Origin of the sequence: Nocardia thailandica NBRC 100428 (assembly GCF_000308795.1) — a bacterium.
GTDB classification, from domain to species: Bacteria; Actinomycetota; Actinomycetes; order Mycobacteriales; family Mycobacteriaceae; genus Nocardia; species Nocardia thailandica.
Window position 1 is genome coordinate 1 of sequence record NZ_BAGK01000150.1, and the last position, 22,919, is coordinate 22,919.

Below are 22,919 nucleotides of genomic sequence, written 5' to 3' on the forward strand. Positions count from 1 at the left end.
GGGGCCGCGGCCTGCGCCGCGGCGCGGGCTCGGGTTCCGGCTCCGGCTCCGGCTCGTAGTCGTCCTCGAAGCGCGGGATGACGTTGGTGTCGTCGTCCTCGTTGTCCCAGTCCCGCGCCGCGTAGGCGTCGGGTTCGGCGGTACGCGCGCGGGCCGACCGGGCGTCGGCGCCCCAGTCGTCGTCGCGGCGGCGGTACCGCCGGTCGGCTTCGGCGGCCTTGTAGCGCTCCTCGGCGCGGGTCCACCGATCGGTCATGCGTGGTCCCCGGTCTCGCTATCGGTTGCGTCCTTCAACACCGAACTCCGCTCGTCCAACCATCCTTGGAGGATCGACACTGCTGCCGCCTGATCGATCACCTGTCGCTGGCCGCGTGCGCGTACTCCGCTGTCGCGAAGCGCACGTGACGCAGACACCGTAGTCAACCGTTCGTCGGACAGTCGTATCGGAATCGGCGCGATCTCGGTGCGCAACTGTCCGGCAAACCGACGGGCGATCGTGGCCGCGGAACCGTTTTCACCGCGCAACGTCCGGGGCAGCCCGACGATGACCTCGACCGCTTCGTACTCCCGCACAATTTCGGCAATTCTGGCGATGTCGGGGGCGGGACGGGGCCCGCGCCCGGTTTTGGCCCGGGGCACCGTCTCCACCGGCGTGGCGAGGATGCCGTCGGGGTCGCTCGAGGCGACCCCGATCCGCACACTGCCCACATCGATGCCGATCCGGCGGCCGCGGCCGGGATCGGTGACCGGATCCGGACGATCCGCGGCCGCTTCGGCGGCGTCGCTGCCCATGTCAGCCGGCGAGTTCGGCCACCCGGGCACGGACCGCGGTCAGGCCGAGCGGAATACCGGACGGGTCGGCGCCGGAACCCTGCGCCATCTCCGGCTTGCCGCCGCCCCGGCCCGCGATGCTCGGACCGAAACTGGCCACCAGATCACCGGCCTTGAACCCGAGCTCCTGGGCCGCCTTGTTCACGGTGACCACGAAGGGCACCTTGCCGTCGGCGTCACCGAGCAGCACCACCACGGCCGGGTCGCTGCCGAGGCGGCCGCGGATGTCGGTGGCCAGGGTGCGCAGGTCGCCCGCGCCGACGCCCTGCGGCGCGGCCGCGGCGACCAGGCGGACCTCCCCGACGCGCTCGGCCTGCTCGGCGAAGGTGCCCGCGGAGGCCAGCACGGCGGCCATCTTGGTGCGCTCGAGTTCCTTCTCGGCGACCTTGAGACGCTCCACCAGCTGTTCGACGCGGCCGGGCACCTCCTCCGAGGGGACCTTGAGCGAGGACGCGACGCCCGCGAGCAGCGCGCGCTCCTTGGCCAGGTACTTGTAGGAGTCGAGGCCGACGAACGCCTCGACGCGGCGCACGCCGGAGCCGACCGAGGACTCGCCGAGCACGGTGATCGGGCCGATCTGCGAGGAGTGCTGCACGTGGGTGCCGCCGCAGAGCTCCATCGAGAACGGGCCGCCGATCTCCACGACGCGCACGTTGTCGCCGTAGTTCTCGCCGAACAGCGCCATCGCGCCCATCGCCTTGGCCTTGGGCAGGTCGGTGACGAAGGTGTTGACCGGGAAGTCCGCGCCGACGGCGTCGTTGGAGACGGCCTCGATGTCGGCCTTCTGCTGCTCGCTGAGCGCGCCCTGCCAGTTGAAGTCGAAGCGCAGGTAGCCGGGCTTGTTGAGCGAACCGGCCTGCACGGCGTTCGGGCCGAGCACCTGGCGCAGGGCCGCGTGCACCATGTGGGTGCCCGAGTGGCCCTGGGTGGCGCCGCGGCGCCAGGCCGGGTCCGCCTGGGCGAGCACGATGTCGCCCTCGGTGATCTGGCCCTGCTCGACGGTGGCCTTGTGCACCCACAGCTTCTTGGCGATCTTCTGCACGTCGTTGACGCGCAGCTTCAGCCCCGAGGCGGTGATGGAGCCGCGGTCGGCGATCTGGCCGCCGGACTCGGCGTAGAGCGGGCTGCGGTCGAGGATCACCTCGACGTCGGATCCGGCGGTGGCGGTGGGGACCCGCACGCCGTCGGCGATCAGCGCCAGCACCGTAGCCTCGGAGGTGAGCTCGTCGAAACCGGTGAACTCGGTCTCGCCGCGGTCGACGAGTTCCTTGTAGACGGTCAGGTCGGCGTGGGCGTGCTTGCGGGCCTGCGCGTCGTCCTTGGCGCGCTGCCGCTGCTCGGCCATGAGCGAGCGGAAGCCCTCCTCGTCGACCGACAGCCCGGCCTCGGCGGCCATCTCCAGGGTCAGGTCGATGGGGAAGCCGTAGGTGTCGTGCAGGGTGAAGGCGTCGCTGCCCGCGATCTGCCTGCCGCCCCCGGCCTTCACGGCCGAGGCGGTGTTGTCGAACAGCGCGGAGCCGGTCGTGAGCGTCTTGCGGAAGGCGGTCTCCTCGCCGACGGCCACGGTCTCGATGCGGGCGAAGTCGGTGGCCAGTTCCGGATAGGACGGCGACATGAGGTCGGAGACGACCTTGATCAGCTCGGCCATCACCGGCTGCTCGGCGCCCAGCAGGCGGGCGCTGCGCACGATGCGGCGCAGCAGGCGGCGCAGCACGTAGCCGCGGCCGTCGTTGCCGGGGTTCACGCCGTCGGCGATCAGCATGGCCGCGGTGCGGGCGTGGTCGGCGATGACGCGGAAGCGCACGTCGGCCTCGGCGTCGGCGCCGTAGCGGCGGCCGGTCAGCGCCTCGGCCTTGTCGATGATGGGCCGCATGAGGTCGGTCTCGTAGACGTTGTCCACGCCCTGGAGCAGCATGGCGACCCGCTCGACGCCCATGCCGGTGTCGATGTTCTTGCGCGGCAGGGAGCCGACCGGCGGGTGGCCCTGCTTGGGGCTCAGGTCGCCGCGGATGTCCTGCATGAAGACGAGATTCCAGATCTCGAGGTAGCGGTCCTCGTCGGCCACCGGGCCGCCCTCGGCGCCGTACTCCGGGCCCCGGTCGAAGTAGATCTCCGAGCAGGGGCCGCCGGGACCGGGCACGCCCATGTCCCAGTAGTTGTCCTTGCCGTCGCGGAACTGGATCCGCTCCTTGGGGATTCCGGCGACGCGGTGCCAGATCTCGGCGGCCTCGGGGTCGCTCTCGTAGGCGGTGACCCAGATCCGCTCGGGATCGAAGCCGAAACCGCCTTCGTCCTGGGACCGGGTGATCAGGTCCCAGGCGAAGGTGATGGCGCCTTCCTTGAAGTAGTCGCCGAAGGAGAAGTTGCCCGCCATCTGGAAGAAGGTGTTGTGGCGGGTGGTGACGCCGACCTCTTCGATGTCGCCGGTGCGCACGCACTTCTGCACGCTGGTGGCGCGCGGGAACGGCGCGGCCTCCTGGCCCAGGAAATACGGCTTGAACTGGACCATGCCCGCGTTGACGAACAGCAGGTTGGGGTCCGGAAGGACCAGCGAGGCACTGGGTACCTCGGTGTGTCCGGCACGGACGAAATGGTCCAGGAAACGCCGTCGAATCTCGTGGGTCTGCACGAGTGTCCAGCTTACCGGGTTCGGTCGAGCGGTTTACGCCGGTGTCCGGCCGGTCACGGCGGGCGTGTTCACTCCCCCCGGACGATGCGGCGCAGCTTGTCGACCCGGGGGCCGATCGCGCGTTCGTTGCCGTGATCGGTGGGGTGGTAGTAGTCGGTGCCGACGAGTTCGTCGGGCGGATACTGCTGGGCGAGCACGCCCTCGCGCGCGTCGTGGGGGAACCTGTAGCCCTGCGCGTTGCCCAGCTTCGCCGCGCCCGCGTAGTGCCCGTCGCGCAGGTGCGGCGGCACCGCCCCCGACTTGCCCGCGGCCACGTCGGCCATGGCCGCGCCGAGGGCGGCGGTGACCGCGCCGGACTTGGGCGCGGTCGCCAGGTGGATGGTGGCCTGGGCCAGCGCGAGGCGGGCCTCGGGCAGGCCGACCAGCTGCACGACCTGGGCGGCCGAGGTCGCCACCTGCAGGGCGGTCGGGTCGGCCATGCCGATGTCCTCGCTGGCGTGGATCATCAGCCTGCGCGCGATGAAGCGGGGATCCTCCCCGGCGGCGAGCATGCGGGCCAGGTAGTGCACCGCCGCGTCGACGTCGGAGCCGCGGATGGACTTGATGAACGCGCTGATGACGTCGTAGTGCTGGTCGCCGGCGCGGTCGTAGCGCACGGCGGCCTTGTCGACCGACGCCTCGACGAGGTCGACGTCGACGACGCCGTCGAGCGAGGACTCCGCCGAGGCCTCCAGGGCGGTCAGCGCGCGGCGGGCGTCCCCGCCCGCGATCCGCACGATGTGGTCGAGGGCCGCGTCACTGACCTCGTACTCCCCCGCCAGGCCGCGCGGATCGGCGATGGCCCTGGCCAGCACCGCGCGGATGTCGTCTGGGGTCAGCGACTGCAGCTGCAGCACCAGTGACCGCGACAGCAGCGGCGAGACCACCGCGAACGACGGGTTCTCCGTGGTGGCGCCGACGAGCAGGACGATGCGGTTCTCCACCGCGGCCAGCAGCGCGTCCTGCTGGGTCTTGGAGAACCGGTGCACCTCGTCGATGAACAGGACGGTCTGCTCGCCCGCGGTGAGCCTGCGCCGGGCCACGTCGATGACCGCGCGCACCTCCTTCACCCCCGCAGACAGCGCCGACAACGCCTCGAACCGGCGGCCGGTGGCCTGCGACAGCAGCGAGGCCAGGGTGGTCTTGCCGGTGCCGGGCGGGCCGTAGAGCAGGACCGACGCCGCGCCCGAGCCCTCGACCAGCCGCCGCAACGGGGAGCCGGGGCCGAGCAGGTGCTGCTGGCCGATGACCTCGTCGAGGGTGCGCGGGCGCATACGGACGGCCAGCGGCGCCCCCGCGTCCCGCCGGATCACCGCGTCGAGCCCGGCGGAGGGCGCGGCGGTGTCTCCTGGCACGTCGAACAGACTGTCGGTCACGTCCTGCAGGGTACCGAGCCCTCCCGACAGGGCCCGCCACGCCGAGCGACGGAAACGTCGGCGTTTCGATTTGCGCCGCCGCGATCGATCGGCTGTGATCGCTGTTCGTGGCCGACAACTCCGCAGGTGCCGTCCTGCCGCCCTTCGCCCGTCGCACCCTGTTCAAGAGCGGTACCGCCGTCGCGGTCACCGCGCTGCTCACCACCGCGGGCACCGCGCACGCCGACGAGGGGGTGTTCCGGCACGGTGTCGCCTCCGGCGACCCGCTACCGCAGGCGGTCATCCTGTGGACCCGGGTCACCGTCGCGCCCGACGCGGTCCCCGGGTCGGGGCTCGGCGCGGCGACGCAGGTCCGCTGGGAGGTCTCGGAGGACGAGTCCTTCGCCACCATCGCCGCCTCCGGCACCGTGACCGCCGACGCGGCCGCCGACCACACCGTCAAGGTGGACGCCCGCGGCCTGGAACCCGCCCGGGACTACTTCTACCGCTTCACCGCCCTCGGCACGACCTCCCCGGTCGGCCGCACCCGCACCGCGCCCGCCGCCGACGCCGCGGTCGACCGGCTGCGGCTCGGCGTGGTCTCCTGCGCGAACTGGGAGGCGGGCTGGTTCGGCGCCTACCGCCACCTGGCCGCCCGCACCGACCTGGACGCGGTGCTGCACCTGGGCGACTACATCTACGAGTACGCGCGCGGCCGGTACACCGGGCGCGGCGGCGCCGCGGTTCGCCCGCACGACCCGGCGAACGAGATCGTCACCCTGGCCGACTACCGGACCCGGCACGGCCAGTACAAGACCGACGCCGACCTGCGGGCCCTGCACGCCGCCGTCCCGTTCATCTGCACCTGGGACGACCACGAGTCCGCCGACAACTCCTGGCGCGGCGGCGCCGAGAACCACGACCCCGCCACCGAGGGCGACTGGGCCGCGCGCCGCGCCGCGTCCGCGCAGGCCTACCTCGAATGGATGCCCGTGCGCGAGACCCGCGCCGACGGCGAGGTGCAGATCTATCGCAGGCTCCGCTTCGGCACGCTGGCCGAGCTGTCCATGCTCGACCTGCGCAGCTACCGCGACGAGGAGGCGGGCCCGGTCGCCGGCTGGCGGGTGGCCGACGACCCGGCGCGCACCATCACCGGCCGCGCGCAGATGTCCTGGCTGACCGCGGGGCTGGTGTCCTCGCCGACCCGCTGGAAGCTCGTCGGCAACTCGGTGATGATCGCGCCGCTGGTGTTCCCGCCGCTGGAACCGGCCACCACCGAGGCGATCACCACCCTGCTCGGGCTGCCGCGCGGCGGGCTCACGGTCAACGGCGACCAGTGGGACGGCTACACCGCCGACCGCGCCACCCTCTTCGACGCCATCGCGGGCAACCGGGTCGGCGACGTCGTCTTCCTCACCGGCGACATCCACACGTCCTGGGCCGCGGACCTGCCGCTCGACGCCGCCAACTACCCCGGCGGGCCGACCGTCGGCGCCGAGTTCGTCGTCCCGTCGGTCACCTCGTCCAGCGTCGGCGACCTGCTGAAGATGCCGCCGCGCACCGCCTCGGTGCCCGCCGAGGAGGCCATCAAGGCGGCCAACCACCACCTGCGCTACACCGAGCTGGACTCGCACGGCTACGGGGTCCTCGACGTGACCCCCGCCCAGGCGCAGATGGACTGGTTCTACCTCGCCGACGTGCTCGACCCGAATTCGGGTGTGCGCCATGGCGCGTCGTTCGCGGTGCCCACCGGCGGACGGCTCGAGCCGCGGGCGCTGCCGGTCGCCTGAGGCCGTCGGCGCGGAAAACGGGACGCGACGGGTTGTCGATTCCGGCGGGAGCGGTTCGTCGGAGAGATACGGTGGCCCGAACCGCTCGGGCGCCGCGACCGAAGGAGCGAGCAATGAGCAAGTACCTGGTACTGATCTACGAGGACGAATCCGCCTACGCGAGCGTCTCCCCCGCCGAGCTGGAGGAGGTGTTCGCCGATCACGTCGCGTTCCAGGAGATCGCGGGCGACGCCCGGCTCGGCGGGCACGCCCTGACCCCGACCAGCACCGCGACCAGCATCCGGCGCGGCCCCGACGGCGACTTCGTCCTCACCGACGGCCCGTTCGCCGAGGCCAAGGAGGCCCTGGGCGGCTTCTACCTCATCGAGGCGCCCGATCTGGACGCCGCCATCGCCCTGGCGCGGCGGGTGCCCGCCCGCTACGGCGGCGTCGAGGTGCGGCCGATCCAGGTCTTCGAGTAGGCCGTGCCGTGACCGGCGACGAGCGCGTCCGCGCCGCCGTCGACCTGGCGCACCGTCGCGAGTGGGCCTTCGTGCTCGCCGCGACGGTGCGGCTGGTCCGCGATTTCGACCTCGCCGAGGAATGCGTCCAGGAGGCGTACGCGACCGCCCTGACCGCCTGGGCCGCCGACGGCGTGCCCGCCCGGCCCGGCGCCTGGCTCACCACCGTCGCCCGCCGCCGGGCCCTCGACCTGCTGCGCCGGGCCGACACCCTGCGCCGTGCCCTGCCGAAGCTGGTGGTGGAGGAGAACGCCGACGACACGGCCGAGACGGTCCTGGCGAACCTGGACGACCCCGAGATCCCCGACGACCGGCTGCGTCTCATCAGCACCTGCTGTCACCCCGCGCTGGCCCCGCAGGCGCAGGTCGCGCTGACCCTGCGGCTGGTCTGCGGCGTCACCACCGCCGAGGTGGCGCGGGCGTTCCTGGTGAGCGAGGCGACCATGGCCGCGCGCATCACCCGCGCCAAGAAGAAGATCGCGGTGGCGGCGATCCCCTACCGGGTGCCCTCGGTTCGGGAGCTGCCCCAGCGCCTCGACGCCATCTGCGCGGTCGTGCACCTGCTGTTCACGACCGGCCACACCGCGCCCGCGGGCGACGTGCTGGTCCGGGCGGACCTGGCGGACCGGGCCCGCCAGCTGGCCCGCATGATGCACGCGCTCGTGCCCGACGACCCGTCGGTGACCGGGCTGCTGGCGCTCGTCCTGCTCACCGACGCCCGGCGCGCCGCCCGCGTGGACGACGCGGGCAACCTGTGCACCCTTGAGCACCAGGACCGGTCCCGCTGGGACCGCGCCGCGATCGCCGAGGGCGTCGCCCTGGTGAAGCGGGCGCTGCCGCACACCGACCGCTACACCCTCCAGGCCGCCATCGCCGCCGTGCACGACGAGGCCCCCACCTGGGCGGACACCGACTGGCGGGAGATCATCGGGCTCTATCGCCTGCTGCTGCGCGAGGCGCCCTCCCCGGTGGTGCGGCTCAATCACGCGGTGGCGGTCGGGCTCGCCGGCGATCCGGAGCGCGCGCTGGCGCTGCTGAGCCCGCTGTCCGGGGAACCGGCGCTGGCGGCGTACGGCTACCTGGAGGCGGCCCGCGCGGCCTTCCTGGCCGACCTCGGCCGTACCGCCGACGCGATCGCCGCCTACGAGGCCGCGCTGCTGCTCACCGACAACGCCGTCGAGCACGCCCACCTGCGGCGCAGGCTCGCCGCGCTCACCGGCTGACGCGGGGCCTCACTCGGCCCAGCGTTCCTCGAGCATCGCCGACACCTGCTCGGCGAAGTCGCCGACGGCGTCGTCGCCGGTGATCCGCGCGTCCTCGGCCAGCGCCGACCAGCGGTTGATCAGCGCCACCGAGCGCGGCACCGACAGCCCGTGCTCGCGGGCGATGGCGATGCGGGTGTGGTCGGCGGGCAGGAACCAGTAGGTCGACAGCCACACCCAGATCAGCCGGGCCTCGAGGATCCGCTCGGCGAGCACGGCGTCGTCGGCCAGCGACGGCCACACGCCGACCACGGCCGACCGCCACGCCTCGACCATCTCCCGCGCGCGGGCGCGCGAGAGTTCGAAGTCGCACAGGCAGCCCGGGAAGGACACCAGCGCGTAGGCGATGTCGAGGGTCGCGTCGCGGAAGCCGCCCCACTCGTAGTCGAGGAACCGGGCGCCGTCGTCGTTGAGGATGACGTTGTCCGGGCACAGGTCCGACGGGCTGAACGCGCGGTGCCTGCCACCGGTGAACAGGCGGTTGCCCGCCACGATGCGGTCGGCGATCTCGCCCGGCACCTCGATGCCCAGTTCCCGCGCGAGCAGCCCGGGCACCTCGGCGATGGCGGCCTGGGCCTGCTGGGCGATGCCGTCCACGCGGTGCGCGGAGTCGACCCGGCGCAGCAGGGCGACGAAGTCGGGCTCGCGGCCGACGGTGGCGGCGTGCATCCGGCCGAGGGCCTGGGCGAACGCCATCAGGGCGTTGTGGGTCGCGGGTTCGGCGCGCCCGGCCAGCACCGAGGTCAGCAGCGCGTTGTCGCCCAGGTCGGAGAGCACGAGCAGCCGGTCGGGCAGGCTGTGCGCGATCAGGTAGGCGCCGGGACGGTGTTCCCGGCTCAACGCGGTGGTGAACTGGTAGGAGGCGGCCTCGCGCAGGAACGCCGAGTCGATGCTGGCGACACCGGGCGCGAGGCCTCCGGTGCGCCGCTCCTTGGCGGAGCCGCGCACCTTCTTCACGATCAGGGTGCGCGGCAGCGAGAAAGCGTTCTCCGCGACCCGCACACGCAGGACTGTCGTCCTGCCACTTCCGCTGAGTTCGATCGGATCGCTCAGCTTCACCGGAGCGCCCATTCGCTTTGTGAGCAACTGTTGCGCTGCGGATACGACGTCGGCGGCACGTTCGGCCAATAGTGCGGTCATCGCCTCTCAAGCTACTCGTTCCGGGTCACTTCTAGCGAGCGGTTACACAACCTTTCCGCGTCGCCCGGCGTGTTGGCGCCGGGGTTGCGCGGTGGGCGCTGTTCGCTTGACACACCGGACCGTCGTCGGGTTTTCTCATCGTCAACTGCTGTGCGCCACACCGCAAACCAGTTGAGTCCGAAAGGTCTACCACAGTGACCGACACATCGTCTGCCGCATCGAACGATTCACCTGGCCGGGCGCAGGCAACCCACGGTGGCGAACAGTTCGCCCCACCCCAGGGCCGCCACGGCGGCCAGGCCCCCGCACCGGCGGGTCCGGGTGGTCCGGCACGGCACGGAATGGCAGGCGGCGCAGGCTATCCGCAGTTCGAGGGACCGGGCGCGGCCCAGTACGGCACCGAGCCGGTCGAGCCGCCGCCGCCGCTGCCGCGGACCGGCGGGCAACAGCCCAGCTACGGTCCGTCGGGGACCGGCCCGGGATTCGGTGCGCCGTCCGGTTATCCACCGCCGCCGCCACCGGCCGCCCCGCCCGCGCCCGGCGTGTCGAAGGGCCCGGTCCAGCAGACGCCCGGCTACTACCATTCCGGCGCGCAGGCCCTCGATGTCGGCCAGTCGATCGGGTACGGGATCGCGCGCTTCCGCGCCAACGCCGGGCCGTGGCTCGGCGTCACGGCGATCGGCGTGCTCGTCTATCTGACCGTCGTGGCGCTGGTGCAGGTCTTCGACCCGACCTCGCTGTTCGGGGTGCTGCTGCTCTTCCTGCTCGTGATGGTGGCGCTGTGGCTGCTGCAGGCGGCCATGGTGCGCGGCGCGCTCTACGAGACCGACGGTTACCCACCGGCGTTCGCGTCGTTCTTCCGCTTCGTCAACGCGGGCAACGTCCTGCTCACCGCGCTGCTCGCCTTCGGCGCCACGCTCGTGGCGTCGCTGTTCCTCGTGCTGCCCGGGGTGATCGTCGGCGTGCTGTGCATGTTCTCCGTGCACTATGTCATCGATCAGGACCTCGGCCCGTTCGCCGCGCTGCGGGCCAGCGCCCGGCTGGTCCTCGCCAACGTGTGGGCGGTCGTGCTGCTGGCGCTGACGGTCGCGCTGATCACCTTCGTCGGGCTGCTGCTGTGCGGCCTCGGCCTGCTGGTGGCGGGCCCGGTGTGCACGATCGCGGTGACCTACGCCTACCGCATGCTCACCGCGGGCCCGGTCGCGCGCTGACCACGCGCATCCCGATGGCCCGCTTGAAGCGTTCGAGCGGGCCCGGGTCGTCCCCCGCCCGTGGCCGCAGCTGCAGCACGACGACCCCGGCGATCACGATGCCGGTCAGGTTGACCGCCAGCTGGCCGACCGATTCGAAGGCCCGGTGCCACTGGCCGAGGGTCGCGGCCACCACCGCGTAGCCGGCGGCGGGCACGGTGGTCACCGAGATGAACACCCCGATCAGGGCCGCGGACTTGGCCGTCACGAGCGAGAGCATCCCCGCCGCCCCGGCCAGCAGCGCGACCACCAGGGAGAACGGCCCGACCTCGTAGATGAAGTCGACGTTGTGCGCGTCCAGCACGTTCTCGGTGGTGATCCAGCCGAGCTGCTCCCACACCAGGGTGGCGCCCATCGTGATGGCCATGGCCATCGGGAACGCCACGGCCAGCGCGATCACCGAGCGCCGGGCCAGCGACCAGTTGCGCCGGACCACGGCCACCGCCAGCGCGGCCAGCGGCCCGAACTCCGGGCCGACCACCATCGCGCCGACGACGGTGACCGGGGAGTCGGTGGCCACGCCGATCGAGGCGAGCAGGCAGGCGATGGTCAGGAAGGCCACGAAGGTGGCGTTGAGCGTCGATTCCTCGTGGGTCTCGGCGAGCAGCTGATCCCAGACCACCGCGTCGCTGGGATCGCCGGGCGACAGCTCGGTGGCCTCGTCGGCCGCGTCGGAGAACACCGCCTCGATCGGGACGACCGTGACCCCGCCGGTGTGCCGGATCCCCAGCTCCTTGAGGTCGGCGAGGACCTTGTTGGCCCCCTCGCGCGCCACGTCGGCCTGCACGACGTCCCCGGCGGGCTCGACGGCGGCGCCGCGGGCCAGCGTCACGTGGGTGACGCCGGGATCGTTCTCCAGCCGCCGCACCAGTTCGTCGGTCTGCGCGGGTGGACAGATGACACGCACGTGCAGCACTCCGGCCCCTTCCGGTCTGCGCCACGAGAGCGCGGGATCAGACCAGAAGGTACCGGGTGCCGCCCCGCCGGACTACTCCTGTTCGCCGGCCTTCGGCGCGTCGGACTTCTTCTCGCCCTTGACCTCCGGCTTCGCGTCGATCCCGGCCTCCTTGCGCTGCTGCGCGGTGATCGGCGCAGGCGCGTCGGTCAGCGGGTCGACGCCGCCGCCGGTCTTGGGGAAGGCGATGACCTCGCGGATGGAATCCTCCCCGGCCAGCAGCGCGGTGATCCGGTCCCAGCCGAAGGCGATGCCGCCCATGGGCGGGGCGCCGTAGGAGAAGGCGTCGAGCAGGAAGCCGAACTTCTCCTGGGCCTCCTCGTGGCCGATGCCCATCACGCCGAACACGCGTTCCTGCACGTCCCGGCGGTGGATACGGATGGAGCCGCCACCGATCTCGTTGCCGTTGCAGACGATGTCGTAGGCGTAGGCCAGCGCCGAGCCCGGGTCGGTGTCGAAGGTGTCGATCGACTCCGGCTTCGGCGAGGTGAACGCGTGGTGCACCGCGGTCCAGGCCGAATAGCCGAGGGCCACATCGCCGCTCGCGGTCGCCTCGGCGGCGGGCTCGAACATCGGCGCGTCCACGATCCACACGAACGCCCACGCGTTCTCGTCGATCAGGCCGCACTTGCGGGCGATCTCGCCGCGCGCGGCGCCCAGCAGCGCGCGCGAGGACTTCACCGCGCCCGCGGCGAAGAACACGCAGTCGCCCGGCACGGCGCCGACCTGCTTGGCCAGGCCCTCGCGCTCGGCGTCGGTCAGGTTCTTGGCGACCGGGCCGCCGAGGGTGCCGTCCTCCTGGACCAGCACGTAGGCCAGGCCCTTGGCGCCGCGCTGCTTGGCCCACTCCTGCCAGGCGTCGAGCTGGCGCCGCGGCTGGCTCGCCCCACCCGGCATGACGACCGCGCCGACGTACTCCGACTGGAACACCCGGAACGGCGTGTCCTTGAAGTACTCGGTCAGCTCGGTGATCTCCACGCCGAACCGCAGGTCCGGCTTGTCGGACCCGAAGCGGCGCATGGCCTCGGCGTAGGTCATGTGCGGGATCGGGGTGGTGATGTCGTGACCGACCAGCTTCCACAGCGCGGTCAGGATGTCCTCGGCCAGCAGGATCACGTCCTCCTGGCGCACGAAGCTCATCTCGATGTCGAGCTGGGTGAACTCGGGCTGCCGGTCGGCGCGGAAGTCCTCGTCGCGGTAGCAGCGCGCGATCTGGAAGTAGCGTTCGATACCGCCGACCATGAGCAGCTGCTTGAACAGCTGCGGGCTCTGCGGCAGCGCGTAGAAGGTGCCGGGCTGCAGCCGCGCGGGCACCAGGAAGTCGCGGGCGCCCTCGGGGGTCGACCGGGTCAGCGTCGGGGTCTCGACCTCGACGAACTCGTGCCGGGCCAGCACCTCGCGCGCCGCGGCGTTGACCTTGGAGCGCAGCCGGATGGCGTGCGCGGGGCCCTCGCGGCGCAGGTCGAGGTAGCGGTAGCGCAGCCGCGCCTCCTCGCCCGGTGTCTCGTCGAGCTGGAACGGCAGCGGCGCGCTCTCGTTGAGCACGACCAGCTCGGTCACGTTCACCTCGATCTGCCCGGTCGGCAGGTCGGGGTTCTCGTTGCCCTGCGGGCGCTGCTCGACCACGCCGGTGACCTGCACGCAGAACTCCGCGCGCAGCTTGTGCGCCTGCTCGGCGGCCTCGCCCTCGCGGAACACCGCCTGGGCGACACCGGACGCGTCGCGCAGATCGATGAAGATCACGCCACCGTGGTCGCGCCGACGGGCCACCCAACCGGTGAGAGTGACGGTCTGACCGGCGTGCTCGCTTCGCAGCGAACCAGCCAAGTGGGTGCGCAGCACGGTAATCCTTTCGACGGGGGCTCGCGCCCGGCGACGGGTGGACCGGGTGCACTGCCATCGTAGTGAGACACGGCGGGAGGAGGAAAACCGATATCCACCCCGACGTGTCAAGCTGTGCACGGCAAGCGAACCCGGGTTCTCCCCGCCGCCGCCGCACGGAGCAGATTAGGCTGTGGCCGACGCCACGCCGAGACAACAGGGGAACGAGATGACCTTCAACGAAGGCATGCAGATCGACCCGGACGGCGCCTCGTCCGGCGGCGGTGGCGGCATGGGCCCGCGCCTGGCGGTCGGCGGCGGCATCGGCGGCCTGATCCTGGTCGTGGTCACGCTGCTGCTCGGCGGCGATCCCGGTTCGGTCATCGGCAACCTCACCGGGGGCGACGCGCAGAGCACCCAGACCGCGGGCGACAACTCGCTGGCCAAGTGCAAGACCGGCGCCGACGCCAACAAGTACGTCGACTGCCGCGTGGTGGCCACCGGCCAGAGCCTCAACGCCGTCTGGGAGCAGCAGTTCCCGAAGCAGACCGGCAAGCGTTACGTGAAGCCGCAGCTCAAGCTGTTCTCCGGGCAGATCAACACCGGGTGCGGCGCGGCGTCGAGCGAGGTCGGGCCGTTCTACTGCCCGGCCGATCAGACCGCCTACTTCGACACCAGCTTCTTCCAGGAACTGGTCGACCGCTTCGGCGCCAACGGCGGGCCGCTCGCCCAGGAGTACGTGGTCGCGCACGAGTACGGCCACCACCTGCAGACCCTGCTCGGCGACATCAACCGCGCCCAGCGGGACCCGCGCGGACCCGAGTCCGGCGCGGTCCGTACCGAGCTCCAGGCCGACTGCTACGCCGGGATCTGGGCCTACTACGCCGACAAACAGCCGGGCCCGGGCAATTCCGCCCCGTTCCTGAACCCGTTGACCGAGAAGGACATCAACGACGCGCTCTCGGCCGCCTCGGCGGTCGGTGACGACCGGATCCAGAAGGCCGCCCAGGGGCGGGTGAACCCGGAGGCGTGGACGCACGGCTCCTCGGCCCAGCGCCAGAAGTGGTTCCTCACCGGCTACCGCACCGGGTCGGTGCAGGCGTGCGACACCTACTCGGCCAACGACCTGAACAACCCGCCGGGCCTGCGCTGACCCGGCCGCACCGTCCATCACCGAATCCGAGGGGACCCTCCATGCGATCGACCCTGCTCGCCGCGCTCGTCTGCGCCCTGACCCTGCCGGGCGCCGCGGCCGTGGCCACCGCCGATCCGGCCCCGGTGCCGCTGATCACGCTGACCACCATTCCGGCGGGCTGGCAGGAGCGCACCGACCTGCGCCCGGAGCTGCGGATCTTCGCCGACGGCAAGGCGATCAAGTCGCCCGACGCGATCAGCGCCGACCGCAAGAAGGAGACCGAGCCGAAGAAGGTCGAGGGCACGGTCCCGGCCGACGTGATCAGCGCGGCCGGTGACGAGGTGCGCGCGCTGCGCGAGCTGGACTTCGGCGTGCCCACCGGCGAGGGCAAGGGCAGCCGGCTCATCGACCTCATGCCCGCCGATCTCGCGGGCGAGGCGCACGTGGTGGTCTACTCCCCCGAGGTCACCGACGGGCTCACCCCGGACCAGCAGGCCGCCCGCAAGCGCTTCACCGACCTGTACCGCAAGCTGCTCGACGCGTTCACCGAGAAGCGCTGAGACACCGCAGACGGCGAGGCCCCGCGCACCCGGTGCGCGGGGCCTCGCCGTCTGCGGGCCGTGTCAGAAGCGGCTCTCGTCGATGGTGCCCGCCTCGTCGGCGCTGGTGGCGCCGATGACCTCGGGCGTCGATTCGCCGAGCGGGCCGGTGAGATCGTCGTTGCCCGAACGGCTCTGGTAGGGCTGGACGGTGCGGCCGTGCTCGTCGTCGTTGCCGCCGCGGCCGGCGCCCGCACCCGCGCCCGCGCCGCCGCCCATGAAGCTGTTGCCGGTGCCCGCCGTCGTGGTGCCCGCGCCGGAGCCGAGACCTGCCGAGACCGGGCGCACGGCCGCGGCGGGCACGCCGCCCGAACCCGGCACGCTCGCACCGGCTTTCGGGGTGCCGGTGGTCGGCGACCCGGTGCTGCCCAGCGCGCCGAGCGACGGGCTGCCCCCGCCGCCCTTGCCGGTGGACGGTGTGCCGCCCTTGCCCCCGGTGCCGAGGCCGGCCGCCGAGGTGGTGGTCGGCGACCCCGAGCCCGCGGCGTTGGTGCCCGCGGTGGTGGTGTTGGTGCCGCCGCTGGTGGTGGAGTCGCCCGACAGCGCGGACTGCGCCTTCTCCAGCAGCGGTTCGCCGATGTTCTGGGCCGCGGTGGAGGCGACCTCGTCCGGCGAGGGCAGGCCGCTGTTGGCGACGAGCGACTGCACCGTGGAGGTGAGTTCGGCGGTCTTGCCCGCCAGCTCGCCGCGGGTGGTGTTGACGACGGTGACCGCCGAACCCAGGTGCTCGGTCGCCAGGGCGATCAGCGCGGTCTGGGTGGTGGGCAGCATGATCGTGGGCGCGAGCACGGTCGCCTGGGTGGCGAAGGTGGTGGCGATGCCGGTGAGCTGGGCGTTGCCCGCCTGGACGACGGCGGCCGCCTGCTCGGTGAGCGCGGCGATGTCGACGCCGCGCTGGCTGGTCTCGGTGCCGCTGGCCTGTGCCTGCTTGCTCGCGGTGGTCGCCGCGTCGGCCGAGTCGCCGTCCCACAGCTGCTGCACCGTGGTCAGCCCGCCCTGCGCGACCGAGATGGCGGTGTCGATGAGCGAGGACGAGTTGCTCAGGATGCTGGTGGGATCCAGCGAGCTGAACACGCCGGTGCCGAAGCTGCTCAGCAGGGAGAGGATCGGCTCGAAGAGGGTGTCCACCCCGGGCAGGGCCGGGATCGAGATGCCGCTGAGCAGGGCCGAGACCGGGTCCTCGGTGATGGTGGACGCGGCCGCCGAGGCGGCGGTGCCCGAGGAGGTACCGGTCAGGCCGAGCGAGCTGCGCGCGGTGTCGAGCGCGGTCTGCGCGCCGGTGAGCGCGCCGCTCGAACCGAGCAGCGTGTTCGCGCCGGTGAGCGCGCTCTGGGCGCCGTCGAACAGGCCGGTCGCGGCGCCGGTGGCGCCGGCGGAGACCCCGGAGAGGATGTCCTGGGCGTCGGTGGTGCCGGTGCCGAGCCCGGACAGCCCCGACAGACCGGCGGGGGTGGTCAGGCCGCCGGAGCCGTCGTCGACGATCTTGCGGGCCAGGGCGAACACCGGCTCCTCGCCGAGCGAGGACAGGTCGGCGGGCAACTGGACCAGCGGGACGTCGAGCACGGCCTGCCCGTTCGCGCTGACGGCCGTGGCGTAGGACAGCGAGGCCTCCTCGGCGGCGGTCGGCGCGATGACGCCGTCGCCGGAGGTGCTGATCGGCTTCACAGCGTGCCGCCGATCTGGGCCGCCTGCCGGGCGATGTCGGCGGCGTTGCCCTGGTCGGTGGCGGTGAAGGTGCTCGCGGTGCTGAACGCGGCCTGGGAGAGCTTGTTGTACTTGTCGGACAGGTCGTTGATGTCCTTGGCCTGCAGGACCTGCGCGGCGGCGAACATGGCGAGGTAGTCGGCACCGATCAGCCCGAAGACCGGTGTCATGGCCGCGATGTTGGCCGCCTGGTCCCACCCGCTGGCGGCCGCGATGTCCCCGGAGACCGCGGCGTTGGTCGCGGCGAAGGTCTCCACCGCCTCGGTCTGCACCGTGAGATCGGTCATGGTGTAACCCCCCATTCGTCGTGAAACGTCTGCTCGCGCACCGTCCCGGCGCCACACAACTCCCGGCGCGGCACCGCGTCGGCGCAGTGAGCCGAATATAGCCCACGGGCACCGCCGTTTTCGAGCCGTGCCGGGCCCGATCTGCGGGATTCGCGGCATAACTAGAACCTGTTCTATATTCTCGGCTCATGAAGGTCGCAGTGACCGGTGCAGCCGGCTACCTCGGTTCCAACTTGATCCCCCAGCTCGTCGAGCTCGGCCACGAGGTCGTGGCCGTCGACCGCGCCGCCCCCGCGACCACCGACCCGGCGGTGACCTGGGTCGAGGGCGACGTGCTCGACCCGGCCTCGATGCGCGCGGTGCTGGCGGGCTGCGAGGTCGTCTACCACCTCGTCGCGCTGATCACCCTCGCCGAGAAGCACGACGTCGCCTGGCGGGTCAACACCGAGGGCGTGCGGGTGACCGCCGAGGCCGCCCTCGAGGTCGGCGTCCGGCGTTTCGTGCACACCAGCTCCATCCACGCTTTCGACCAGTACCGCTGCGGCGGCCGGATCGACGAGACCTCGGGCCGCTCGGTCGACCCCTCCATCCCGGTCTACGACCGCTCCAAGTACCAGGGCGAACGCGAGTTGCGCGCGGTGATCGAACGCGGCCTCGACGCGGTGATCGTCAACCCGACCGGCGTCTACGGCCCGGCCGACCACCTCGGCAGGCTCTCGCGCATCAACGGCATCGTGGCCGACGCCGCCCGCGGCCGGGTGCCGATCATGATCGGCGGCGGGTTCGACCTGGTCGACGTCCGCGATGTCGCCAAGGGCCTGATCCTGGCCGGCGAGAACGGCCGCACCGGCGAGAACTACCTCCTCGGCGGCTACATGACCTCGATCTCGAACCTGTGCCGCCTCGCCGCGACGCAGGCGGGCAAGTCGGGCCCGCGGTTCGTCATCCCGGCCAAGGCCATCGACAAGCTGATGCCCGTGCTCGAGCCGATCGGCCGCCGGATGGGCTCGGACGTGATCAGCAAGGCCGCCCTCGGCGCCATCCTGTCCGCCCCCGAGGTCGACCACGGCAAGGCCGAACGCGAACTCGGCTACCGGCCGCGCCCGCTCGCCGAGACGGTCGCCGACCTCGTCGACTTCTTCGCCGCCGCGCGCGCCGCTTGACCCGTATTCGAACCTGTGTTCGACTCTAGGGTGTGCGATGGCAGCCCCAGAGTCTCGACGCCGACGACGGCGCGCTGCCCGGCCTCGACAGGGCCGGGCTGGTGCGCACCGTCGTCACGCCGGAGTTCGAGGGCATCACCTTCCACGAAGTGCTGTGCAAGAGCGCGCTGAACAAGGTGCCCGAGTCCTCCGGGCTGCCGTTCCGGTGGACGGTCAATCCGATGCGCGGCTGCTCGCACGCCTGCCGCTACTGCTTCGCCCGGCCCACCCACGAGTACCTCGACCTCGACCCCGGCGCGGACTTCGACTCCCAGATCGTGGTGAAGACCAACGTCGCCGCGGTGCTGCGCCGGGAGCTGGCCCGCCGGTCCTGGCGGCGGGAGACGGTCGCGCTGGGCACCAACACCGACCCGTATCAGCGTGCCGAGGGCCGCTACCGCCTCATGCCCGGCATCATCGGCGCCCTGGCGGACTCGGGCACCGGGTTCTCGCTGCTCACCAAGGGCCCCCTGCTGCGCCGTGACCTGCCCCTGCTGCGCGCGGCGGCCGAGCGGGTGCCGGTGAGTGTGGCGGTGTCGATCGCCGTGCTCGACGAGGACCTGCACCGCGGCCTGGAACCGGGCACGCCGTCGCCCCGCGCCCGCCTCGACCTGGTCCGCGCGCTCACCGCGGCGGGGTTCGGGGTGCACGTCATGCTGGCGCCGATCATCCCGTGCCTCACCGACGATCGCGCCCATCTCGCCGCCCTGGTCGGCGCCGTCGCCGACGCGGGCGCGGCCTCCGCCGTCGCCTTCCCCCTGCACCTGCGCGGCAGCACCCGCGGCTGGTTCCTGCAGTGGCTGGCCGCCGAGCATCCCGCGCTGGTGCGCCGCTACCGGCGCCTCTACGCGCGCGGCGGCACCGTCGTCCCGGAGTACGCGGCGTGGCTGCGCGAACGCACCGACCCGCTGCTCGCGCGGCACGGCCTGCACCGGGTCAGGGCGGAACCGCCCGCTCCGGGCGGTCCCGCGACGGCGGCGGAGCATCCGCAGCTGGCCCTGTTCGGCTGACCGGACACCGGGGCCGGTCAGTCCCGCGGGGCGAAGCCGAGGTCGACGACGGCGTCGCGTTCGGCCACCAGCTCGGCCACGCTCGCCGCGATCCGCTCGCGGGCGTAGTCGTCGAGGGACAGATCCTCCACGACCCGGAACTCGCCGCCCGCGCAGGTGACCGGGAACGAGCTCACGAGCCCCTCGGGCACGCCGTAGGAGCCGTCCGAGGCCACGGCCATGGAGGTCCAGTCCCCCTCGGGCGTGCCGAGGACCCAGTCGTGGATGTGGTCGATGGCCGCGCTCGCGGCGCTGGCCGCCGAGGACGCGCCCCGGGCCTTGATGATGGCGGTGCCGCGCTGCTGCACGGTCGGCACGAACACCTCGCGCACCCAGGCGTCGTCGACGAGTTCGGTGGCGGGCTTGCCGGAGACCTCGGCGTGGCCCAGATCGGGGAACTGGGTGGCGGAGTGGTTGCCCCAGATCGCGATCCGCGTGATGTCGGCGGCCTGGGCGCCGGTCCGGCGGGCCAGCTGGGCGACGGCGCGGTTGTGGTCGAGACGGGTGAGCGCGGTGAACCGCGCGGCCGGGACGCCGGGCGCGTTGCGGGCGGCGATGTAGGCATTGGTGTTGGCGGGATTTCCGACGACGAGGACCTTCACGTCGGCGGCGGCGCGCGCGGCGATGGCGGCGCCCTGGGCGGCGAAGATCGGCCCGTTGGCGGCCAGCAGGTCCGCGCGCTCCATGCCGGCCTGGCGCGGGCGGGCGCCGACGAGCAGCGCGATGTTCGCGCCCTCGAACCCGGACGCGGGGTCGTCGGTGATGTCGACCGACTCCAGCAGCGGGAACGCGCCGTCCGCGAGCTCCATGGCGACGCCCTCGAGGGAGGCCACCGCGGCGGGGATCTCGAGCAGCCGCAACCGCACCGGGGTGTCGTGGCCGAGCATGGCGCCCGCCGCGATGCGGAACAGCATGCCGTAGGCGATCTGTCCCGCCCCTCCGGTCACGGTCACGGTGACGGGGGTGTTCCGGACGGCTGTGCTCACGACGCGCTCCTCACGGTAGGCGGACCCTCGTCCCCCACCCTAGGAGCGGATCCGGCCGGTGCCCGCGCACGTGAGCAAGCAGACAGGCCGGGGCGACTCCTACAGCAGCCCGGCGACTTCCGCGTCGCCGAGCACCACGGGCTGCACCGCGTCCTTCTCGCGGACCAGCCGCACGCCCCGGTACAGCGGGCGCTCCCCGAGCGCCGCGTCGCGGGCCTCGGCGCGCAGCTGCGCGACCAGCACGTCGGCCACGGCGACCCCGGCGGCCAGGTCGGTGCCCGCGAGCGCGTCGGCCAGCTTGCGGAGGCCGAGGACGTGCAGTTCCCGGCCGCTGCCGGTGTCGGTGTACAGGGCGAGCGGCACGATCCGGGTCTCGCCGCGCGCGGTGAGCCGCAGCACGATCCGGCTGAGCCGCCCCGGATAGACCAGCAGTTCGACGCCGGTCGCCTCGGCGATGTCCAGCGTCCGCGTGCCGAACAGCGTGCGGGCGTGGACGACACCGCCGCGCAGCCACATCCGTCTGCGTCGCAGCGCGACGGCGTAGCCGATCGTCGGCACCGCGACCGCCAGCCCTACCGCCAACGCGCCGGGCCAGGTCAGCCACAGCGCCGACAGCAGCGCGGCGCCGGTCCCGAGGCCGACGGCCGCCCAGATGAGGGTGCGCAGCACCGGCGCGAACATCTCCGGCGCGACCAGGTCGAGCCCGATCGCGTCCTGATCTTCGCCCGGCACGGGGTCAGCCGCGCAGGGCGGCGGTCAGCACGGCGAGCGTCTCGCCGAGGGGCACCTGCCGCTGGTCACCGGTGGCCATGTCCTTGACGCCGATGCTGTTCTCGGCCAGGTCGCGGTCACCGAGGACCAGGGTGAACCTGGCCCCGGAGCGGTCGGCGCCCTTCATGGCGCCCTTCATGCCGCGGCCGCCGTAGGCGAGGTCGACGCTGATGCCCGCCCCGCGCAGTTCCCCGGCCAGCGCGACGAGGCGGGCCTTGGCCGCGTCGCCGAGGGCGACACCGTAGACCTGGCAGCGCGCCGGATCGGCGGCCGACCTGCCCTCGGCGGCCAGCGCCAGCACGGTCCGGTCGACCCCGATGCCGAAGCCGATGCCCGAGAGCGGCTGACCGCCCAGCTCGGCCATGAGCCCGTCGTAGCGGCCGCCGCCACCGATGCCGGACTGGGCGCCGAGCCGGTCGTGGACGAACTCGAAGGTGGTCTTGGTGTAGTAGTCCAGGCCGCGCACCATGCGCGGGTTGACCACGTACGGCACGCCGAGCGCGTCCAGGTGCGCCAGGACCTCGTCGAAGTGGGCCTTGGCCGACGCCGAGAGGTGATCGATCATCAGCGGCGCGTCGGCGGTCAGCTCCCGCACCTCGGGCCGCTTGTCGTCGAGCACGCGCAGCGGGTTGATCTCCGCGCGGCGGCGGGTCTCCTCGTCGAGGGGCAGCTTCAGCAGGAATTCCTGGAGCAGCTCGCGGTACTGCGGACGGCAGGTCTCGTCGCCGAGCGAGGTGATCTCGAGCCGGAACCCGTCCAGGCCGAGCCCCCGGAAACCGGCGTCGGCCACGGCGATGACCTCGGCGTCCAGCGCCGGATCGTCCACGCCGATGGCCTCGATGCCGACCTGCTGCAGCTGCCGGTACCGACCGGCCTGCGGCCGCTCGTAGCGGAAGAACGGGCCTGCGTAGCACAGCTTCACCGGCAGCTGGGCGCTCTTGTCCAGGCCGTGCTGGATGACCGCCCGCATGACCCCCGCGGTGCCCTCCGGGCGCAGGGTGAAGCTCTCGCCGTTGCGGTCGGCGAAGGTCCACATCTCCTTGCTGACCACGTCGGTCGACTCGCCGACGCCGCGCGCGAACAGCGCGGTCGCCTCGAAGACCGGCAGCTCGATGTGCCCGTACCCGGCGAGTCGGGCGGCGCGGATCAGGCCGTCGCGTACCGCGACGAACTCGGCCGAGCCGGGGGGCACGTAGTCCGGGACCCCCTTCGGGGCGGTGAAGCTGCTGGTCTTGGTCACGGGACCCAGTTTTCCGTACGGGCCCCACCCGAGTCCAACCGGTATCGCGGCGCGGCCCGGGTCACCGCGGGCGCCGGGAGTTCTCAGCGAGAGATGGCACACTCTCACCAGTTACCCGACCGGGACGAGAGGAACGCGGTAGTGCCGAGCAATGAACAGCGCCGGGCGGCGGCGAAGCGCAAGCTGGAGCGGCAGCTGGAACGAAGGGCCGAGCAGGAGCGCAAGCGCAAGCGCCTGATGATCGCGGGCTCGGTGCTCGGCGTGATCGTGGTCGCCGCGGCGATCACGGGGGTCTACTTCCTCACCAAGGGCGACGACTCGGCGGACACCACCGCCTCCGACGTCCCCACGACGCCGTTCGTGAACACCCCGCT

At 72.5% G+C, this 22,919-nt stretch carries 19 protein-coding genes and 2 pseudogenes; 9 read left to right on the top strand and 12 right to left on the bottom strand.

The genetic code is table 11. From position 1 onward, the window contains the following. The 4 genes and pseudogenes from ON36_RS16065 to ON36_RS16080 form a co-directional block, all read right to left on the bottom strand. A pseudogene (locus ON36_RS16065) lies at window positions 1–256 on the bottom strand (hypothetical protein); the annotation flags it as partial. Further along, window positions 253–792, bottom strand: a complete 540-nt coding sequence (ruvX, locus tag ON36_RS16070) for a Holliday junction resolvase RuvX (RefSeq protein WP_043653627.1) — start codon at window positions 790–792, stop codon at window positions 253–255. The gene ruvX and the pseudogene ON36_RS16065, both read right to left, overlap by 4 nt. Window position 793: 1 nt before the next feature. After that, complete coding sequence (alaS, locus tag ON36_RS16075) at window positions 794–3,460, bottom strand: alanine--tRNA ligase (protein WP_043653629.1); 2,667 nt, start codon at window positions 3,458–3,460, stop codon at window positions 794–796. Between the two features lie 68 nt (window positions 3,461–3,528). Continuing rightward, window positions 3,529–4,854, bottom strand: coding sequence for a replication-associated recombination protein A (locus ON36_RS16080; RefSeq protein WP_373281803.1), 1,326 nt, complete (start codon window positions 4,852–4,854; stop codon window positions 3,529–3,531). Window positions 4,855–4,982: 128 nt separating this feature from the next. On the opposite strand from ON36_RS16080, the gene ON36_RS16085 reads away from it, so the two are divergent. From ON36_RS16085 to ON36_RS16095, 3 genes are all read left to right on the top strand, one after another. Beyond that, window positions 4,983–6,644: an alkaline phosphatase D family protein gene (locus ON36_RS16085; protein WP_083885173.1), complete on the top strand. Its 1,662-nt coding sequence runs from the start codon at window positions 4,983–4,985 to the stop codon at window positions 6,642–6,644. Window positions 6,645–6,757: 113 nt separating this feature from the next. Further along, window positions 6,758–7,105 (top strand): YciI family protein, encoded by a 348-nt coding sequence (locus tag ON36_RS16090; protein ID WP_043653632.1) that lies wholly within the window; start codon window positions 6,758–6,760, stop codon window positions 7,103–7,105. 8 nt (window positions 7,106–7,113) lie between these two features. Continuing rightward, the gene (locus ON36_RS16095; protein WP_043653635.1) at window positions 7,114–8,367 is read left to right on the top strand and encodes an RNA polymerase sigma factor; all 1,254 of its coding nucleotides are present in this window, start codon (window positions 7,114–7,116) and stop codon (window positions 8,365–8,367) included. Between the two features lie 9 nt (window positions 8,368–8,376). On the opposite strand, the gene ON36_RS16100 is transcribed toward ON36_RS16095, so the two are convergent. Next, a complete protein-coding gene (locus tag ON36_RS16100; RefSeq protein ID WP_043653638.1) occupies window positions 8,377–9,546 on the bottom strand; it encodes a phosphotransferase family protein in 1,170 nt (389 codons plus the stop codon). Window positions 9,547–9,887: 341 nt separating this feature from the next. Between ON36_RS16100 and ON36_RS16105 the strand changes: the two genes are divergently transcribed. Then, entirely contained in the window at window positions 9,888–10,757 is an 870-nt protein-coding gene (locus ON36_RS16105; RefSeq protein WP_245558097.1) for a DUF2189 domain-containing protein, read from the top strand. On the opposite strand, the gene ON36_RS16110 is transcribed toward ON36_RS16105, so the two are convergent. Next, on the bottom strand, window positions 10,732–11,712 hold the full coding sequence (locus tag ON36_RS16110) for a DUF389 domain-containing protein (RefSeq protein WP_043653643.1): 981 nt from the start codon (window positions 11,710–11,712) through the stop codon (window positions 10,732–10,734). The genes ON36_RS16105 and ON36_RS16110 overlap by 26 nt on opposite strands. 72 nt (window positions 11,713–11,784) lie before the next feature. Beyond that, window positions 11,785–13,593: an aspartate--tRNA ligase gene (aspS, locus tag ON36_RS16115; protein ID WP_043653646.1), complete on the bottom strand. Its 1,809-nt coding sequence runs from the start codon at window positions 13,591–13,593 to the stop codon at window positions 11,785–11,787. Window positions 13,594–13,801: 208 nt separating this feature from the next. Between aspS and ypfJ the strand changes: the two genes are divergently transcribed. Both ypfJ and ON36_RS16125 read left to right on the top strand, forming a co-directional pair. Beyond that, the gene (ypfJ, locus tag ON36_RS16120) at window positions 13,802–14,725 is read left to right on the top strand and encodes a KPN_02809 family neutral zinc metallopeptidase (RefSeq protein ID WP_043653648.1); all 924 of its coding nucleotides are present in this window, start codon (window positions 13,802–13,804) and stop codon (window positions 14,723–14,725) included. Window positions 14,726–14,766: 41 nt separating this feature from the next. After that, the gene (locus ON36_RS16125; protein ID WP_043653651.1) at window positions 14,767–15,267 is read left to right on the top strand and encodes a hypothetical protein; all 501 of its coding nucleotides are present in this window, start codon (window positions 14,767–14,769) and stop codon (window positions 15,265–15,267) included. Between the two features lie 63 nt (window positions 15,268–15,330). On the opposite strand, the gene ON36_RS16130 is transcribed toward ON36_RS16125, so the two are convergent. Both ON36_RS16130 and ON36_RS16135 read right to left on the bottom strand, forming a co-directional pair. Continuing rightward, window positions 15,331–16,971, bottom strand: coding sequence for a hypothetical protein (locus ON36_RS16130; protein WP_043653654.1), 1,641 nt, complete (start codon window positions 16,969–16,971; stop codon window positions 15,331–15,333). After that, window positions 16,968–17,297, bottom strand: coding sequence for a type VII secretion target (locus tag ON36_RS16135; RefSeq protein ID WP_043653656.1), 330 nt, complete (start codon window positions 17,295–17,297; stop codon window positions 16,968–16,970). The genes ON36_RS16130 and ON36_RS16135 overlap by 4 nt, the downstream gene beginning before the upstream one ends. 188 nt (window positions 17,298–17,485) lie before the next feature. Between ON36_RS16135 and ON36_RS16140 the strand changes: the two genes are divergently transcribed. After that, a complete protein-coding gene (locus tag ON36_RS16140; protein ID WP_043653659.1) occupies window positions 17,486–18,460 on the top strand; it encodes an NAD-dependent epimerase/dehydratase family protein in 975 nt (324 codons plus the stop codon). Between the two features lie 32 nt (window positions 18,461–18,492). Further along, window positions 18,493–19,509 (top strand): Rv2578c family radical SAM protein, encoded by a 1,017-nt coding sequence (locus ON36_RS16145; RefSeq protein ID WP_043653661.1) that lies wholly within the window; start codon window positions 18,493–18,495, stop codon window positions 19,507–19,509. Window positions 19,510–19,526: 17 nt separating this feature from the next. Here the strand turns inward: ON36_RS16145 and ON36_RS16150 are convergent, their stop codons facing one another. From ON36_RS16150 to hisS, 3 genes are all read right to left on the bottom strand, one after another. After that, window positions 19,527–20,534 carry a malate dehydrogenase gene (locus ON36_RS16150; protein WP_043653664.1) on the bottom strand — a complete coding sequence of 336 codons (1,008 nt, stop codon included), beginning with the start codon at window positions 20,532–20,534 and terminating at the stop codon, window positions 19,527–19,529. Between the two features lie 99 nt (window positions 20,535–20,633). After that, window positions 20,634–21,266 (bottom strand): hypothetical protein, encoded by a 633-nt coding sequence (locus ON36_RS16155; RefSeq protein ID WP_043653667.1) that lies wholly within the window; start codon window positions 21,264–21,266, stop codon window positions 20,634–20,636. 4 nt (window positions 21,267–21,270) lie between these two features. Further along, on the bottom strand, window positions 21,271–22,545 hold the full coding sequence (gene hisS, locus ON36_RS16160; protein WP_043653670.1) for a histidine--tRNA ligase: 1,275 nt from the start codon (window positions 22,543–22,545) through the stop codon (window positions 21,271–21,273). A gap of 141 nt (window positions 22,546–22,686) precedes the next feature. Between hisS and ON36_RS16165 the strand changes: the two are divergent. Continuing rightward, window positions 22,687–22,919, top strand: a pseudogene (locus ON36_RS16165) (peptidylprolyl isomerase); the annotation flags it as partial.